Annotated in this window: 15 protein-coding genes; 7 read left to right on the top strand and 8 right to left on the bottom strand. The window is 67.3% G+C overall.

Going from position 1 to position 16,203, the window contains the following annotated elements; translation table 11 throughout:
- Positions 1–21 precede the first annotated feature (21 nt).
- Complete coding sequence (locus C5C17_RS17870) at positions 22–3,516, bottom strand: glycosyl hydrolase (RefSeq protein ID WP_104254745.1); 3,495 nt, start codon at positions 3,514–3,516, stop codon at positions 22–24.
- 162 nt (positions 3,517–3,678) lie between these two features.
- Here C5C17_RS17870 and C5C17_RS17865 point away from each other — a divergent pair, with 162 nt between their 5' ends.
- Positions 3,679–4,302, top strand: a complete 624-nt coding sequence (locus C5C17_RS17865) for a TetR/AcrR family transcriptional regulator (protein ID WP_104254744.1) — start codon at positions 3,679–3,681, stop codon at positions 4,300–4,302.
- 12 nt (positions 4,303–4,314) lie between these two features.
- Here the strand turns inward: C5C17_RS17865 and C5C17_RS19050 are convergent, their stop codons facing one another.
- From C5C17_RS19050 to C5C17_RS17830, 7 genes are all read right to left on the bottom strand, one after another.
- Positions 4,315–5,535, bottom strand: a complete 1,221-nt coding sequence (locus C5C17_RS19050; protein ID WP_258066286.1) for an MFS transporter — start codon at positions 5,533–5,535, stop codon at positions 4,315–4,317.
- 4 nt (positions 5,536–5,539) lie between these two features.
- On the bottom strand, positions 5,540–6,433 hold the full coding sequence (locus tag C5C17_RS17855) for a dihydrodipicolinate synthase family protein (RefSeq protein ID WP_104254743.1): 894 nt from the start codon (positions 6,431–6,433) through the stop codon (positions 5,540–5,542).
- Between the two features lie 2 nt (positions 6,434–6,435).
- Positions 6,436–7,056: a helix-turn-helix domain-containing protein gene (locus C5C17_RS17850; RefSeq protein ID WP_104254742.1), complete on the bottom strand. Its 621-nt coding sequence runs from the start codon at positions 7,054–7,056 to the stop codon at positions 6,436–6,438.
- A gap of 182 nt (positions 7,057–7,238) precedes the next feature.
- Positions 7,239–7,823 (bottom strand): recombinase family protein, encoded by a 585-nt coding sequence (locus C5C17_RS17845; protein ID WP_104254741.1) that lies wholly within the window; start codon positions 7,821–7,823, stop codon positions 7,239–7,241.
- Between the two features lie 14 nt (positions 7,824–7,837).
- Complete coding sequence (locus C5C17_RS17840; RefSeq protein ID WP_104254740.1) at positions 7,838–8,497, bottom strand: Fic family protein; 660 nt, start codon at positions 8,495–8,497, stop codon at positions 7,838–7,840.
- Positions 8,497–8,736: an antitoxin VbhA family protein gene (locus tag C5C17_RS17835; protein ID WP_104254739.1), complete on the bottom strand. Its 240-nt coding sequence runs from the start codon at positions 8,734–8,736 to the stop codon at positions 8,497–8,499. Before C5C17_RS17835 ends, C5C17_RS17840 begins: the two co-directional genes overlap by 1 nt.
- A 330-nt stretch (positions 8,737–9,066) precedes the next feature.
- The gene (locus C5C17_RS17830) at positions 9,067–9,939 is read right to left on the bottom strand and encodes a helix-turn-helix transcriptional regulator (protein WP_258066285.1); all 873 of its coding nucleotides are present in this window, start codon (positions 9,937–9,939) and stop codon (positions 9,067–9,069) included.
- A 168-nt stretch (positions 9,940–10,107) separates the two neighbouring features.
- Between C5C17_RS17830 and C5C17_RS17825 the strand changes: the two genes are divergently transcribed.
- The 6 genes from C5C17_RS17825 to C5C17_RS17805 all read left to right on the top strand — a co-directional run bounded on the left by C5C17_RS17825 (position 10,108) and on the right by C5C17_RS17805 (position 16,190).
- Entirely contained in the window at positions 10,108–11,013 is a 906-nt protein-coding gene (locus C5C17_RS17825; RefSeq protein ID WP_181028665.1) for an SDR family NAD(P)-dependent oxidoreductase, read from the top strand.
- A gap of 309 nt (positions 11,014–11,322) precedes the next feature.
- Positions 11,323–11,889 carry a recombinase family protein gene (locus C5C17_RS17820; RefSeq protein WP_104254736.1) on the top strand — a complete coding sequence of 189 codons (567 nt, stop codon included), beginning with the start codon at positions 11,323–11,325 and terminating at the stop codon, positions 11,887–11,889.
- Positions 11,890–11,898: 9 nt separating this feature from the next.
- Entirely contained in the window at positions 11,899–12,246 is a 348-nt protein-coding gene (locus C5C17_RS19045; RefSeq protein ID WP_258066284.1) for a helix-turn-helix domain-containing protein, read from the top strand.
- A 92-nt stretch (positions 12,247–12,338) separates the two neighbouring features.
- Positions 12,339–13,334, top strand: coding sequence for a Mu transposase C-terminal domain-containing protein (locus tag C5C17_RS17815; RefSeq protein WP_308471320.1), 996 nt, complete (start codon positions 12,339–12,341; stop codon positions 13,332–13,334).
- The gene (locus C5C17_RS17810) at positions 13,321–14,247 is read left to right on the top strand and encodes an AAA family ATPase (RefSeq protein WP_104254735.1); all 927 of its coding nucleotides are present in this window, start codon (positions 13,321–13,323) and stop codon (positions 14,245–14,247) included. The genes C5C17_RS17815 and C5C17_RS17810 overlap by 14 nt, the downstream gene beginning before the upstream one ends.
- Positions 14,248–14,690: 443 nt before the next feature.
- Positions 14,691–16,190, top strand: a complete 1,500-nt coding sequence (locus tag C5C17_RS17805) for an MFS transporter (RefSeq protein WP_104254734.1) — start codon at positions 14,691–14,693, stop codon at positions 16,188–16,190.
- Positions 16,191–16,203: the final 13 nt, after the last annotated feature.

The raw sequence follows: 16,203 nt of genomic DNA, 5'->3' as shown, positions 1-16,203 counted from the left end.
CGCGTGTCAGGCGCGCGAGAGCTACTCGCTGGTCGCGCGTTCGCGGCGCTTCTTGATGAGGAACGCCGTCCCTGTGCCCGCGAGGACGACCCCGAGGAGCGCGAGGAAGCCGGCGAGGCTGCCGTCGACGCCCGTCGTGGCGAGGTCGCCGTCCTGACCGCCAGCGTCGGAGCCGCCGTTGCCGCCGCCCCCGCCGTTGCCGGGGCTGGACGTCGGCGCGGTCGTGCCGCTGCCATCAGTCGAGGTCGGCTGCGGCGTGGGCTCGGTCGTGCCGGTCGGCTCCGGCCCCGGCTCGGCGATGCTCTCGACTGCGCTGTTCAGCGTGACGGGGCCGACGAGGCCGGCCGGGATGAGACCGGATCCGCCGTGCACGCTGTTGTACGCCTGGTACTTCACGTTCGCGACGGGGTCGCTGTTGTACAGCTCCTTGAGGCCTTCGCGGCGGTTGCTCTGCACGGGCTGCACGTCGACCTCGATGACGTTGGAGCCGTTCACGAGTGCCGGCGCAATGTCGACCTCGTAGGGCGCGGCGTACAGCTGCGTCACGAACTCGTGCTCGGTGCCGGGGTTCACGCGCACCGTCGCGGCGTTGTGCACGGTGCCGAGGTCCAGCACCGCTCCGCCTTCGAGCAGGTCGGCCGCATCCGGAATCTCGACTGAAGTGCGGTAGGTGCCCGAGTCGGTGACGTACCGAAGCTCGTTGCCGAGGAAGCCGTCGGCGCTCCAGTCGCCGAGCACCTCGCCGGTGTACTCGGACGTGATCGCTTCGCCTGGCGCGTTCGAGCCGATGTTGTCGGCCGTCACCTCGAGCGAGAACGCCCCGAGCTCGTGGGCGACGCCGCGTTCGGTGATGTCGATCGAGGACGGACTTCCGTCGGAGACGGCGGCGTCGGCGATACCGGTGCCGGTTGGCTCGCAGAGCAGGGCGACCGCTCCGCTCGCGTCGAGCGTCGCGGAGACGATGTTGCCGTCGACCTGCGCGTCGAAGATCTCGCCCGTCTCCGGGTCGAGCCACCAGCACGCGTCGAGGCCGTCGCCGACGGTGAGGTTCACACCCGTGGCCGCTTCCGTGGAGGTGTTGCGCACGTAAGCGAGCTCGCCTCCGGTCGGGAGCGCGCGGCGCCCGAAGCGGACGTCCGTGTTCTCCTCGTAGGAGATGGGCGCGTCAACCGAGGCCGCGAGGGCCGCGGGGACGGCCGCCGCATCGACGGCGCCGCCCATGGCCGCGGCGATCTCGCCGACCTGTGCGTCCAGGGCTGCGTAGTCGCCGCCGGCGTAACCGGGCTGCGCGGTGGGAGCGGTGCCCACGAAGACGATCGGAGCGCCCGCGTCCTTGAGCTTCTGCAGCGCCTGCATCGTCTCGAGCGGCACGGTGCCGCTCTCGACGAGCATGGCGTCGAAGGATGCGTTGCCGCCGTTCGCGACGAGGTGCGAGCCGTCCCAGCTGAGGCCGGTCTGGATCGTGTCGTCGTTGATCGCATCCCACGCCCAGCCGTTCGCCTGGGCCGTGGTGACGGATGCGAGCGGCGTGGAGCCGCCGCCGAACCCGCCGCCACTGGCCAGCGCCCCGAAGAGCGGCATGTAGATGGCGACGTCGCTGCTGTTGGTGCCGGACTGCATCAGGTAGTTCGCACGCGAGGCGTAGGAGTTCATCGACGCGTAGTAGTCGGCGATGCCCGCGGTGTCGGCCATCTCGACGCCGATCGTGGGCCAGGCGCGCCAGCCCTCCTCGGCGTAGAGGTTGTCGTCGGAGGTGAAGGCGGGGTCGTCGTTGCCGCTGTAGGTGGCGCTGAGGCCGTGGTAGAAGAAGTTGTTCACGCCGCTCGTGGCCATGAGGTCGTAACCCTGCTTCATGAACTCGGGCGTGATCTGGAACGGCACCGAGCCCAGCGTGAACACCTCGGAGGTGACGAGGTTCTTGCCGTAGAGGTGCGCCCCGGATGCGACGCGCTTCAGCGAGTACTCGTCGAGCCCCTCGGTCTCGGGGATGTCGACGTACTGCGACGACTTGAGGGTGTCGATGGGCGGGTTGTACGCCTGCTGGCGGTAGTCGATGCCGTACTCGCCGAGCGTCGTCGAGAAGGCCTCGAGGCCCTGCAGGAACGAGTCGTTGAGCAGCACGCCGTAGTCGTGCACGATGCGCTGCGACTCCTCCTCGCTGAGGTTCGTGGCGAGGAGCGGAACTCCGCTGCCGCCGCCGAAGCGGCTGACCTCGGGGGTCTGCATCCCGAGGGCCGCGTACTCGGGCTTGACTGTCGGGGTGCCGTCGATGAGGAACGAGTCCTGGTAGAGCGAGTAGAGGGAGGGGAGATACGGGGTGATGTCGTAGCCGAGGAGCTCCTGCGACTCCGCCGCGGCCTGAATGAGGTCGTTGTAGTGGCGGTCGGTGTAGAACTCGTAGCTGTCGTTGAAGGCCGCGCGGATGTCGCGCGACTCGACGATGTCGTTCAGTGCTGCTTCGCCGAGCCAGCCGTCGACGAGCTTCGTGATGGCGACCGGGTTGAGGTGGTCGACGACGTAGTTGCGCTTGTCGGTCGTCGTGTTCTCGATGATCGAGTTGAAGCCGTAGGCGCCCGTCGCGGCGCTGTAGAGCGCGACGACCTCGTAGTCGCCGGCATCGAGCTTCGAGGTGTCGACGCCGAAGGTCGTCTGCCCGTCGCTCGGGTAGGAGAGCTGGGCGGCGTCGAGATCGAGGACTGGCTGCTGCTCGTAGGTCTTGACGGCGCTGAGATCTGAGGTGAGTGTCTGGTTCGCCGTGGTCAGGTCGGCGCCCTGGCCGGTGATCGGGGCGAGCATGACCGAGTTGAGGTGGACGTTCGCCGGGTCCCAGTCGCCGAAGTCGAAGCCGAACTTCTCGGACGCGAAGAGCGGGCTGACCTCCGCCTTCGGGATGCCGAGGGAAACCTGTCCGGTCCCCGAGGGGACCGACACGTCACCGGACACGAGGGCGAGGGTGCCCGCCGCATCCACGCGAACGGTCGCGCGGCCGAGCGCCATCGTGTTCTGGCTGTCCTCGAGATCGATGGAGTCGTCGCTCGCCAGGTATCCGCTGCCGATGTTGAGGTCGACCGTGATGCCGAGCTCGTTGGCGCGGGCGACGACCGCGTCGAGCTTCGCGAAGTACTCGGGCGACTCGTAGCCGAGGATGGCCTCGGTGTCGTGACCCGGGGCGGCGTCGTAGATCGAGCCGCCGTTGCCTCCGTTGCCGGCGATGCCCTCCTCGGTGAGGAATCCCTTGGAGAAGGCGACGATCTCGACCGCGCCGAAGCCGTTCTCGTGCAGGTAGTCGACCTGGGCGAGCAGGTCCTCCTGGCTGGCCGCGTTGCCCGGCCACCACCAGCGCACGCCGGGCCGGAAGTCGACGTCCGGCTCGGCGAACTCGGTGGGGTCGATGGCACTGGTCGTCGTGGAGTGCTCGTCTCCGATGGCGGGGCCCGCGACCGCGAGCGTGCAGGCCACGGAGAAGGCCGCGCCGAGCGCAAGCGCCCGTCGCCCTCTTCTTCGTTGATCGTTCATCTTTGGACCTCTCTGGCATCGTTGCCAATGACGGGGTGTGAACTGTCGCGCGGGTGCGCACCGTGGGGGAGAGCTCTGGTGTGCGGCGCGAATCGCTTCGATTGAATCGATTCACGGCGAACCTAACACGTGTTAGGGAACGCGGCAAGAGACAATGAGGACATGCCTCCAGGCCTCAGCGACACCTCCATACCGCGGTACTCGAGACGGGACGTCACGCCGCATCCGCGACGCGACGAGATCCTGGACGCGGCGACTCGCGTGTTCACGGTCAAGGGCTTCAATGCGGCATCGATCCGCGAGATCGCCGTCGAGGCGGGCATGTCACACACCGGTGTGCTCCACCACTTCCCGGACAAGGCCGTGCTGCTCGAGACGCTCCTCGAGCGCCGCGGCCAACGCGCCGCCGCGGAGGTCGGCCTCGACTTCTCCACCGGGCTCTCCTACCTGAGAGGGCTGCTCGCGCTCGCCGCCCGCGACGTCGAGAAGCCGGAGGGGGTCCTCATGTTCAGCATCGTGTCTGCAGAGGCGCTGGCTCCCACGCATCCAGCACACGCCTCGATAGCGCGCTGGTACGAGTTCCTGCGCTCGACGGCGCTCGACGCGCTCACGGACCTGCAGGAGAGAGGGCTGTACGCTCGCGCCGACGTGCCGCTGGAGCTCGCGGCCATCCAGATCGCCGGCCTCAGGGCAGGGCTGACGCAGCAGTGGCTCCTGGCGTCCAACGTGGATGCGGTCGGGGCGTTCCGCGTGCAGCTGCAGTCATACGTGACCGAACGACTCTGAGGTCGGACTCGCTCAGCCGGCGCCGTGGCCGGCGCGCAGGCCGCGACGTGACTCCCGGACCCGTTCCAGCAGCGCGACGGCGCTGGCGACGATGATGGCCACGATGACGCCGAGCAGCGGCAGCGCCGCGGCAACCCCGACGATGGCTCCCGTGGCGGCCGTCCCAGCCGATCCGGCGGTGATCTTGAGCGCACCGACCCAGACGAACACCTGGCCGCGGGCCTCCGGTGGCGAGTACTCGCTCCGAGCTGCGAGCGTCGCCGCGAAGAAGCAGGCGTTCGCGACGCCGACCGCGGCGTATGCGGCCACCGAGAACCAGAAGCTGGGCGACAGCATCACGGCGAGCAGACCGAGTGCGGTCGCTGCGGCGAGCTTTGGCAGGAGGGCATCCGCCTCCCCTCGCAGGGGGCGGATCGTCACGCCGGCGGAACCCAGGAGGTTGCCGACTCCGTACGCGGCGGTGAGGACTGCGGCTGCGGAGGCCGCGGTGTCGAGGGTGGCCGTGCTGGCCACCGCGACGATCGGCAGGGTCGCGACGGAGAACGCGACGATCACGGTCAGCGAGAGCGTGCGGCGGAGTCGGCCGGACCGAAGCATGAGGCGGAGGGTCCGGAATGGCCGGGGGACATCTGCTCCTGCACCGGCGGCGGGCGCAGGTGGGAGGAATCGCACGAGCACTGCCGCGACGAACGTGCCCGCGGCGAGCACGAGCGCGGCCGCGGTCGGCGTCGACCAGGCTGCGATGGCCGCCACGACGCTGGGCCCGAGCGCGCCACCGAGACCGTAGGTGGCCACATCCCATCCTTGGGCGCGTCGCTGGCTTACCCGATCAGCCCCCGCGATCGCGGGGAGGCGGCTGCTGATGCCACCGGTGAGGAAGGGGCCGAAGAGGCCGGAGAGCGCCAGGAGCGCCGCGGGGACGATGGCCCAGGTCAGCGGATACAGGAGCACGGCGGCTGCGAGCGTTGCGCCGTGGGCGACGCAGGCGAAGGCGATGACGTTACGGCCGTCGCGCGCCGTGTCCAGGCGGCGGGCGATGAGCGGGCCGAGCAGATGCGGGGCCGTCAAGCTCGCGCCGAGGACGCCTGCAAGCCAGCCCGGGGCGCCACTCGCGGTGACGATGAGCACGATGGCGACGACGCCCCCGCCGTCGGCGCTGCGGGCGAGCGTGGCGGCGGTGACGTAGCGGGTCAGCCCCCATCTCGGACGCGCGGCGGAGGTGTCGTCGGTCATCGCGTCAGTTCTGGAGGCCGAGGTCTGCGACGAGTTTCGCTACGTCCTGGCGCTCTTCGGTGCTGAGACCGAGGATCGGGCGAGGCAGGCTGCTCCTGGTGACGAGCCCGAGATGCTCGGCGATCGCGGCCGTGACGCGCAGGCTGCCGTGCTTCGCGAAGGCATCCCAGAGTGGCTGGTGGCGGTTGGATGCTGCGCGCGCGGCGTCGACGTCGCCGGCCAAGGCGGGCCGCGCGATGGCTGTCGCGAGCTGCGGGAGGGTGCCGCCGATCACCGAGTACCAGACGTCGCAACCCGCGCTGAGGCCGGTCTGCGCAGCGCTATCCCCTGAGATGCCGATGGTGACCTGCGCTGGGACGCGGGCTCGGATCGCGTCGACGCGTGCGGCAGCGCTGGCAGGGTCGGCCGGGATCGCGGGAATCTTGATCGATGCCACGTTCGGGAGTTCCGCGATGCGCCCGTACAGCTCGTCCGAGAACGAGAAATGGGTGGTGCCCGGGTTGTCGTAGACGACCAGCGGAACGGAAAGGTCAGCCGTGACGTCCTCGTACAGGCCGAAGACGTCATCCTCGGTGTGCTTCTGGTAGGTCAGCGGGGCGAGCAGCACGCCAGCGGCACCCGCATCCTGCGCGTCCTCGGCGAGGGCCCGCACCTGAGACGTGCGCAGCGCCCCGATGCCGACGATGACCGGCACCGGTCCCGCTGCGGCAATCGCCGCCTCGGCGACCTGCCGACGCTCACTCCGATCCAGGTAGGCGTAGGAGCCCGTCGACCCGAGCGCCGTGACCGAGTCGGCGTTCGCCTCGACGAGTCTGGCGACGAGTCCCTCGAACGCGGCGAGATCGATGACGTCGTCGCGAAGCGGTGTCAGGGGAAATGCGCTGAGCCCGGTGAACATGGTCACGTCCTGTCGTTGGTGGTGTGCGGGGCGCCTCCCGTGTTCGAGCCGACGCCCGGTTCGAACACGGTGAGGGTGAATCTGGCGGGCGTCCGGCCCGAGTTGGCGTAGCTGTGGGGAGCATCGCCGACGAACGTGATCGCGTCACCCGGTCCGAGGGTTGCCCGCTCGGAGCCCGTCGTGAAGGTGACCTCCCCGGCATGGACCTGCGCCAGCTCGCGGGTGCCGATGGCGTGCGCTTCGCTCTCGTGGCGCTCGCCGACCTCCATGGTCCACTCCCAGAGCTCGACCACGTTCGGCGCCTTCGTCGTGGAGAGCAGGACCCCGCTGCCGCCCCGCTGGCCTCTCCAGAGCGCCGCGCCTTCCCCGGCGGGTGTGACCTTCAACGCGACCGCCGCATCTGGTTGCTCGACGAGCGCGGCGAGCTCGACTCCGAGTGTGTCGCTGAGGCGCAGCAGCGTGCCGATGCTCGGATTCGCCGACCCCTGCTCGATGTTGACCAGGGTCCTCCGGCTCACGCTGGCCAGCTCGGCAAGCTGTTCGAGCGTCCATCCCCTGACCTGGCGTTCCTGGCGCACGCGCACGCCGATGGCGCTCGCGAGGGGCGCGGTGCTCTCATCCATGAGTGCAGGATACTGCACGAAAAGTGCATCGTTATGGTCGGCGGTGGAGTCGAGGGAAGGCTGCGCGCCGGTCGTAGCCGACGAATATGAGGCGGCGAAGCGCTGCGCGGCCGCACGATCGGTCGGATGCTCCGTCGACGAGCTGCGAGAAGTGGGCTGTGACACCAGACGATCTACGTTTGCTACGCGCGCGACGCCGTCTCTCTGTCGACGCGCCCGAGCGCCCGCGATACCGATGACGAGCCCACGCTGAGCACGCGCGCGATCTCGGCGATGCTGTGACCTTCCCTGCGCATGCGTACCGCCTCAGTCGTGCGCTCAGGCGTCATCACAGACGGGCGGCCGCCGACGCGGCCCTGGGCTCGCGCATGCGCGAGCCCGCGCTGTGTGTTCTCCCGAATCGTGTCCACACGAAGCTGCGCGAACACGGCGACGATGCCGAACAATGCGCGCCCCATCGGCGTGGTCGTGTCAATGTCGGGCTCAGTGAGGCTCTTGATGTTGATGCCGCGATCGTGCAGCTCACTGATGGCTTGAACGGCCATCGTCTCGCTGCCCGCGATGCGGTCGAGGCGGCGCACCATGAGGGTGTCACCCTCCCGCAAGTAGTCGAGGCAGGCGAGCCACTGCGGCCGCTCCGCGACGCGGCTCGATTCGCCGTGATCCACGAACACTCTCGCAGCTCCCGCTGCTCGCAACTCGGCCTCCTGGGCGGCCGGGTCCTGATCGTGCCTAGACACTCGCGCGTAGCCAACGATGTTGCTCATGCTGCCTCTTCCTCTCAGCCTCGGTCGACGTCGTAGCTCTGCCCGGGCCGCTCAACGGCCATCGCTCGGAACACCGGCACAAGCGACGCGGGCTGCGGCTCGTAGCTGCCGCGATCGGGACCAGAGAGCATCGACGCCTGGTTCCACAGCTCGGGGCGCACGCCCGACACGGCGGGGCTGTAGTCGATGCGGTACGGGCTCAGTTCGGACACGTGCTGCATGAACAACTTGCCCGACCGGCCGTTGCCCTCGCGGAACGGGTGCGCCTGGTTGACGTAGGCGTAGACCTCGGCAGCCGCCGCGGCGAACTGGTCGCGATCCATCGTCGCCCAGTCGGCCCCGCGAATGATCCGGTTGACATCACTGAGGTACTGCGGGACGTCGGCCGGGTGCGCGAACTCGCTGAGGTTCCTCCGGATGCCGACCGTGCGGTACTCTCCCGCCCACTCGTAGACGTTCCCGAAGAGCTGCTTGTGGATCGCGCGCAGGTGCTCGGCGTCGTATGTCTTCGGGATCGAGACCGCGCCGCGCGCGATGTCGAACTGCTGCGCGCTCGTCTCGCTGTACTCTCTCTGCGCCAAAACGGCCCCGTCGCGCTCTCCGTAGAGGTTGCGCAGCACGGGGCCGCCCGGCTCCCAGAAGTACGAGTCCCAGGAGGAGAACTGCGACGCCATCAGCTCGCGATAGCGTGCGCGCGGTGGCGCTCAGCGGCTCCCGCTGCGCGCCGGTCGTACTCGCTCTTGTCGATCGCGCCGCGCGCGTAGTCGGTCAAGTTCTCGACGTCCTCGCGGTTCGGCACCCAGCCCTCGTGCCAGCTCGACGCGAACGTGTTCACGACGTGCGTCCGGGTGGCGTCGTCGAGCGGCGCGAACAGCTCCGGCCAGCGGGCCTCGATGTTGAACTCAGCGGCCATGAAGGCCCCCTCTCGTCGATGTCATTCAAGTCTACCGGCTCACCCGAAAACGGTCTAGTACAGTTTCGGGCAGTCCGAGTTTCGGTGCAGAGTTCCGGGCAATCCAAACGCGGCGTGTCGACGTCGAGTGTGAGTCGCAACGCTAAACGGCGTGTTTTTCGCAGCGTTAGTGTCGCCTTGCAACCCGATAGGGGATCTCCTTACAGGACACGAACGGCGATAGCCCACGAGCCTCACGCTGCTCCTGACCCGGCTGAGGAGAGCGGGCGCCGTCCCCGAGCTTCGGGCCAGTCACTCGGCGGCGCTTGCGATCCTCGAAGGAAGCGGCAGTCAGGCCGTGATGTGGGCGTCCGTGACGGCTACGCCGCGGGTGATCCGAAGGAAGTCGAGCTTGCCGGTGTCAGGACTGCCGGTAGGAGCGGAATAGACGACGAGCTTGAGATCCGAGCCGGGGACGGTCAGCACGTCGCAGTCGAGGGTTATCGTTCCGACGTCGGGGTGGGTGATCGCCTTCTGATCGGTCGTGTGGTGGCCGACGGCGGCTCGGCTCCAATGTTCGTCGAACACGGGGCTCGTTCTCCTCAGCTCTCGGATGAGGCTCCGCAGGCCTGGATCGTCGGGGTAGATGCTGGACGCAGTACGAAGATCGGCCACGATCGCCGCTTCGAACTGGTCGGGGCCGTTCGCAGAAACAGACGGTCGCAGGTATTGACGGCTCTCGACGTTCCCGAAGATCATCCGCGCGAGGTTCCGTTGCGCCGTCGGCATGACGAAGGGGTCGCCCTGAAGGGCCGACCAGAGGGGATTCCAGGACAGCAGGTTCCAGTCGGCCGTGAATGCGGCCAAGGGGTTGTCGCCGAGGCGCGCGATGAGGCGCTGCACACCAGGGGGAATGTGGGTGCTGATATGACTCTTCGCCGGCGGGAGCAGCCCTGCGGCACGGTAGAGGTGATCCCGTTCCGCGTCGTTGAGATGCAGCGCCCGGGCGAGGGCGCCGATGACTTGGGCGGAGGGGTGATGGGCGCGACCCTGTTCGAGCCGGACGACGTAGTCCACCGACAGTCCCGCGAGATCGGCGAGCTCTTCCCGTCGGAGCCCTGATGCGCGCCGGGTTCGGCTGGCGGTGATGCCGGCGTCCGCCGGCGACAGACGATCACGCCACGCGCGCAGGAGGCTGCCGAGGGTGTCGCTGCTGGTGTCCACGCTCCCATCCTCGCCCCTCGGCCCGGCTTCCTGGCTGGTACTGCCGGTCCCACTGTCGTTCAGGGCACTGGTTGGCATCCTCCCGCCCTGGAAATGTCTCTCGAGTACCGACCGGTGCGACGCCTTCCACGGAAAGGGCCTGACATGGCCGCCACCCACACACTCGTCATGACCGGCGCAAGTCGCGGCATCGGACGCATCGCCGCCGAGGCGATCTTTCAGAGCGACCCCAGGGTCCACCTCGTCGTCGTCGCCCGGGGCGACAGTGGTCGCACCGTCGCCTCGGAGCTCAGCAAGGGCGGGCGGTCGGTGTCGTCGGTGTCGGCGGACCTCGGGTCCCTGGACAGCGTCCGGTCCGCGGCGGCCGAGATCGCCACCCAGCTGGAGCGCGGGGAACTGCCGCCCCTGCACGGCTTCGTCGGCAACGCCGGCATCCAGTACACCAACGCCCTCACCGAGGGAGCCGATGGATACGAGGCCACCTTCACGGTCAACGTCCTCGCGAACCACGTCCTCATCCGCGCACTGGAGAAGCACTTCGTTCCGAACTCGCGGATCACGATCACCGTCAGCGACACCCATTTCGGTGACTTCAAGCACAACATGGGCATGGTTCCCGGACCGGTCTGGCAGGCACCGGAGAAGCTCGCGAAAACGTCGGCGTTCGCCAAGCCCACCACAACGGCCGCGGGCCGCACGGCGTACTCGACCAGCAAGCTGGCGGCCATCTACCTCGTGCACGAGTACGCCCGCCGCCTCCCGAAGGGCATCGACGTCGTGTCGTACAACCCCGGCTTCGTCCCCGGAACGGGCCTGGCCCGCAACGCAGACGCCGTGTCCCGATTCATGATGGGCCGCGTCATGCCCCTCATGGCCCTCATGGCCCTCACCTCAATGGCCACCAGCCAGAAAGACGCAGGTCGCTACCTCGCCGACGTCGTCCTGGGCAAGACCACAGCGTCGACCGGTTCCTACGTCGACCGCGCGAAAGTCGACCGGTCATCGGACGAATCGTACGATCGCACCCGCGAGCGCGACCTCTGGAACACCGTCGAGAAGCTCACCGCAGCCTAGATCGTGCACATCACACATGGCGTCGAAGCTCATCTCGCAGCGCCAGGGCCAGACATCTGGACTGTGGTGAGTGACTTCGGTGACCAGTCCTGGGACCAAGTGCCCACCCGCACCCCGACGGATTGATGGCTGCCGCGAGCTGCGCACTAATCCGGCGACGGACTCCTCAGGCCGGGGGCGATGTGCCTGTGTCGCGGACGACCGTTCATGAGGCAATCGGCGATCATCGCGCCGAGTTCGGCGAGTCGTGTCTCATGACTCGTGTCGGCAATCTATGTAAAGCAGGCGGCGTTCGCGTTACGCTGAGGCATGGCCACGATCGGTTACGCCCGCGTCTCGACCCGAGACCAGAATCCGGACGGCCAGACCGATGCGCTCGACGCTGCAGGTTGCGACAAGATCTTCGTCGAACGCGCATCCGGCACGTTGGCGAAGAGACCGGCGCTGACAGAAGCCCTCGGGTATCTGCGCGAGGGCGACTCGCTCGTGGTGACGAAACTGGACCGGCTCGGCCGGTCGGTCCGAAACCTCAAACAGGTCGCGGATGAGCTGCAGCAGCGTGGGGTCGGGTTAAAGGCCTTGTCGCAGGGCATCGACACCACCACGCCGGGTGGCCGGTTGTTCTTCCACATGCTCGCTGCGATCGCGGAGTTCGAGCATGACCTCATCGTGGAGCGCACGCACGACGGCCTCGCGGCCGCCCGCGCACGCGGGCGGAAGGGTGGCCCGAAGTTCAAGATGACGCCGACGAAGATTCGTCAGGCCCGGGCGATGTATGACGAGGGCGGCCACACCGTGCAGGAGATTGCCGACACGTTCGAGGTGTCCCGGCCCACGATCTATCGGCACTTGGCCGAGCACGTCGAGCGGGCCTGACGAGGGATCATGGCGCACCTCAGCGACCGGCAGAAGGCCGAGCTTGTGCGCCAACACCAGGACGGTGTGCCGTGGACGCGTCTTGCGGAGCACGCCGGCGTTGCGGTGCGGACTCTGCAACGCTGGGCAACTCGGATGGAGACGGGTCAGCTCGCGAGAGCACCTCGCGCGATAAGGGATCGACGCGCACTGCCGCCGAACTGGTTACAGCAATCGAGGCGCTTGCTGTGCGCCGGCCAGCACCGACGATCGCGTATATCCACCGTCGCATCGGTGACATTGCTCGGGATCGCGGATTGCCGGCCCCGGGATACACCACGGTCCGCGAGATCGTCCGCGCGCTCGACCCGGGTCTGACGGCCCTTGCGGACGGCGGGGACGCGGCGTACCGGGACAGGTTCGAGCTGGTCTACCGCCGCTCGACGTCCGCCCCGAATGAGCAGTGGCAGATGGACCACACCCTGCTCGATGTGATGATCCTCAACGACCGGCAACAACCCGTCCGGCCGTGGCTCACGATCGTGCTCGACGACTACTCGCGAGTGATCGCCGGCTACACGGTGGGCGTTTCAGCACCAACGTCTGAAAACTCCGCACTGGCGTTTCATCAGGCCGTCGCTCGGAAACGAAACCCGAAGTGGGTGGTGTCGGGCCTCCCGGACATCCTCTATAGCGATCATGGGTCCGATTTCACCTCGACCAGGATCGAACACGTCTGCCTCGACCTACACGTGCGCCTGATCCACTCCCGGGTCGGCGTTCCGCAGGGGCGCGGCAAGATCGAACGGTCCTACCGAACCATCACGACCGAGCTGCTGCCGCACCTGCCCGGCTTCATCCCGCACGGCACCGGCGGGGCACCCGTCAGCGAACCCAGCCTGACCTTGCACCAACTCGATGACGTGCTCGAGCGATTCATCGTCAACGAGTACAACGAACGAGCGCATTCAGCGACTGGCGGGGCCCCGCACGCACGATGGCGGAGCGACAGCTTCATCCCTCGAATGCCCGCACACCCGGAAGACCTCGATTCTCTCCTGCTGACTGCCGCGGCAACGCGACGTGTGCAACGCGACGGGATCCGCTTCGCATCGACCCGATACATCTCACCTATCCTCGCCGCATACGTCGGCGAAGACGTCACGGTGCGGTACGACCCCCGCGACCTCGGCGAGGTGCGAGTGTTCCACGACAACACGTTCTTGTGTCGTGCGATCGCGCCCGAACGCTCCTCCGAAACCGTGTCCTTCACCGACCTGCAGGCGGCGAGGAACAAGCAACGCCGCGCCCTGAAACAGCAACTGCGCGAGCTCACCACTCACGCTGGCTCACTACCTGAAGACACCCGCCACCGCCCCGACGTTGCCCCTGTGCCGGAGAGTGCACCCGACCGCGCAACGCCACCCCCGGCCCGACACGGACTGAGAACCTATGCCAACGACTGAGCCAGACGACAGCAAACCCATCTCCGTCCTCTTCGAACCAGGCGACGACGGGCGCCGATTCCTCAGCGGCCACTTCGCCGAATTCAAAGAAGCACCACCACCCCACGCAGACACGCGGCCCGCGTTCGTGACCACGCGGGAGCACCGCCGGTTCACGGAGTTCGCAGACACCGTCCGCTCACACCGCTACATCGGCCTCTGCTACGGACCACCCGGGATCGGCAAGACGCTATCCGCCCGACACTACGCCGGCACCGACGAATGGGAGCAGTGGCACCCGCTCTCGCGCAGCGCGGGCGCCCTGCCGCCCGTGCCCGAAGCAGTCCAAGAGAGCCGAACCGCGTTCTTCACCCCAACCGTCGCGGCGACCATCAAGCAGATCGATCAAGGCCTACCCCGGGCCTGCCAGCACATCTCCTGGGCAATCGACTACGCCCAGCACGGCCACGTCGACCCCTATGTTCACGCCGAATCCCAATACAGCGGGAACACCGAATTGCTCATCATCGACGAAGCCGACCGGCTCAAGACCGCCGGACTCGAACAGGTCCGCGACTTCTACGACCGCCACCGAATGGGCGTCATCCTCATCGGCATGCCCGGTATTGAGAAGCGACTCGCCCGCTACCCTCAGCTCTACAGCCGCATCGGCTTCGCCCACGAATACCGGACCCTCCGAAGCGACGAACTCACCGCCGTCGTCGCACAGCGCCTACCGGACCCCGACCCGGACGACTCCGGTCTCGCCCACACGGCAGCTCTCGCCGCGATCGTCCGCGCAACCAACGGAAACTTCCGCCTCGCCGACCGGCTCGTCACCCAGGTCAACCGCATCCTCGACATCAACAGGCGCACGCGCCTGACCCCGGAGGCCGTCGACGCAGCCCAGGAAGCACTTCTGATCGGACGATAAGCGACGCGGGAACGATGACATTTATCGTCGCAAGTCACAGTCGAGGGCGACCAGTTCGACCTCTCGCCCACAAACGATCGTTTTCGGCGGGCGTGCCCGATGGATCTCGAAATGATTGCCGCAAACGTGCCCCGCAAGCCTGTTTCGGCGCGCCCAGGGCATCATCTCGGGGGTGGCTCGACGTGGCCTCGGTTGCCTGGGAGCAGCGCCCTAAACGATGGGACCAGGCAGCAGGCGAATTGAGGCGGCGTCTCCTGTCCAACAGCGCCTGACTTACGCCAGAGATCAGAAGGAACTCCAGAGAGGTTCACCCCACGGCGGCCCCTCGTGTTCGGGAAGGCATAGCGATGGCATGGCGCGCAGGGAGCAGCTTTGCATCTGAATCGTGACCATAACTGTACCTTTCATCTGGTATAGTTATGACTCCCGAAGATTGAGACGAAATGACGATTTTGACGAAGCGGCAGCGCTGGTCCTTGCTGGTGACGGTCACAGCCGGCCTGCTGCTGATCACCCTGGACAATTCGATTCTCTACACGGCGTTGCCGACGCTGACAGCGGAGTTGGGAGCATCGAGCATCCAGGGGCTCTGGATCATCAACGCCTACCCATTGGTGATGGCGGGACTGCTCCTGGGCAGCGGGACGCTCGGTGACCGTGTCGGGCACACGCGAATGTTCATCATCGGGTTGGTGGTCTTCGGTGGGGCGTCGCTTCTGGCGGCCTTCTCACCCACCCCGGAGATCCTGATCGCTTCTCGCGCCGTGCTCGCAGTGGGAGCAGCGGCGATGATGCCGGCGACTTTGGCGCTCATCCGCACCAACTTCACGATCGAACGTGAACGCAACATCGCCATCGCCGTGTGGGGCAGCATCGCAGTCATCGGAAGCGCACTCGGCCCGATCGTGGGCGGGACGCTGCTGGAGTTCTTCTGGTGGGGTTCCGTGTTCCTCGTGAACGTGCCGGTGGTCATCCTCGCGTTGATCGCGACCCTGATCCTGCGACCGGCGAACCATCCGGATCCGTCTAAGAAATGGGACGCGATCTCCTCCCTCCAAGTCATGGTCGGCCTGGTCGGAACTGTCTTCGCCATCAAGGAACTTGGACATATCCCGCCGTCCGTGCCGACCCTGGTCGCTGCAGTTCTCGTCGCGGCGATCGGCTTCTTCCTCTTCGCCCGTCGGCAGCGGCGCATGACGCAGCCGCTGATCGAGTTCTCGATATTCCGTAATGCCGCATTCACGTCGGGGGTGCTCGCGGCAGCGTTCGCCATGTTCGCAAGCGCTGGCATTCAGCTGGTCACCACTCAGCGCTTCCAGTTGGTTGCCGGGTTCAGCCCGCTCGAGGCGGGTTTGCTCGTCGCTGCCGTGGCCGTCGGGTCATTGCCGACCGCGATGCTCGGTGGGGCATTCTTGCACCGGGTGGGGCTCCTTGCCCTCGTCGCCGGCGGGCTCGGGTTCGGCACTGTCGGCACAGTCGTGACCATCATCGGTTTCCAGACCTCGTTCGGACTCCTCATCGTCGGGCTGCTTCTGACCGGTGCGGGGCTCGGTGCGGCGATGTCTGTGGCGTCGACGGCGATCATCGGGAATGTGCCGGTGAATCGGGCGGGGATGGCCGCTTCCGTTGAGGAAGTGTCGTACGAATTCGGCAGTCTCACCGCGGTGGCTCTACTCGGAAGCGCCCTGAGCCTGATCTTCAGCGCCACTGTCGTATTGCCCGCCGGCGCCCCGGACGCCGCCCGCGAGGGCATCACCGATGCTCTCCAGGTTGCGAACGGTGACACCGCGATCATCGCCGCCGCGTCGGCGGCGTTGGACTCCGCATATCTGGTGGTCATGATCATCGTCGCGGTGGTGCTGGCTATCGGCGCGGCTGTCACCGGGGTGCTGCTGCGGACGTATCTGCCGGGCACCCAGTCGCAACTGCATTCCGAGCACTGATCAAGGGAAAGAA

This window comes from Pseudoclavibacter sp. RFBA6, assembly GCF_002931575.1.
GTDB lineage: Bacteria > Actinomycetota > Actinomycetes > Actinomycetales > Microbacteriaceae > Pseudoclavibacter > Pseudoclavibacter terrae.
Note: the sequence above shows the minus strand (reverse complement) of the source record. Positions and strands in the feature narration are given on the sequence as shown.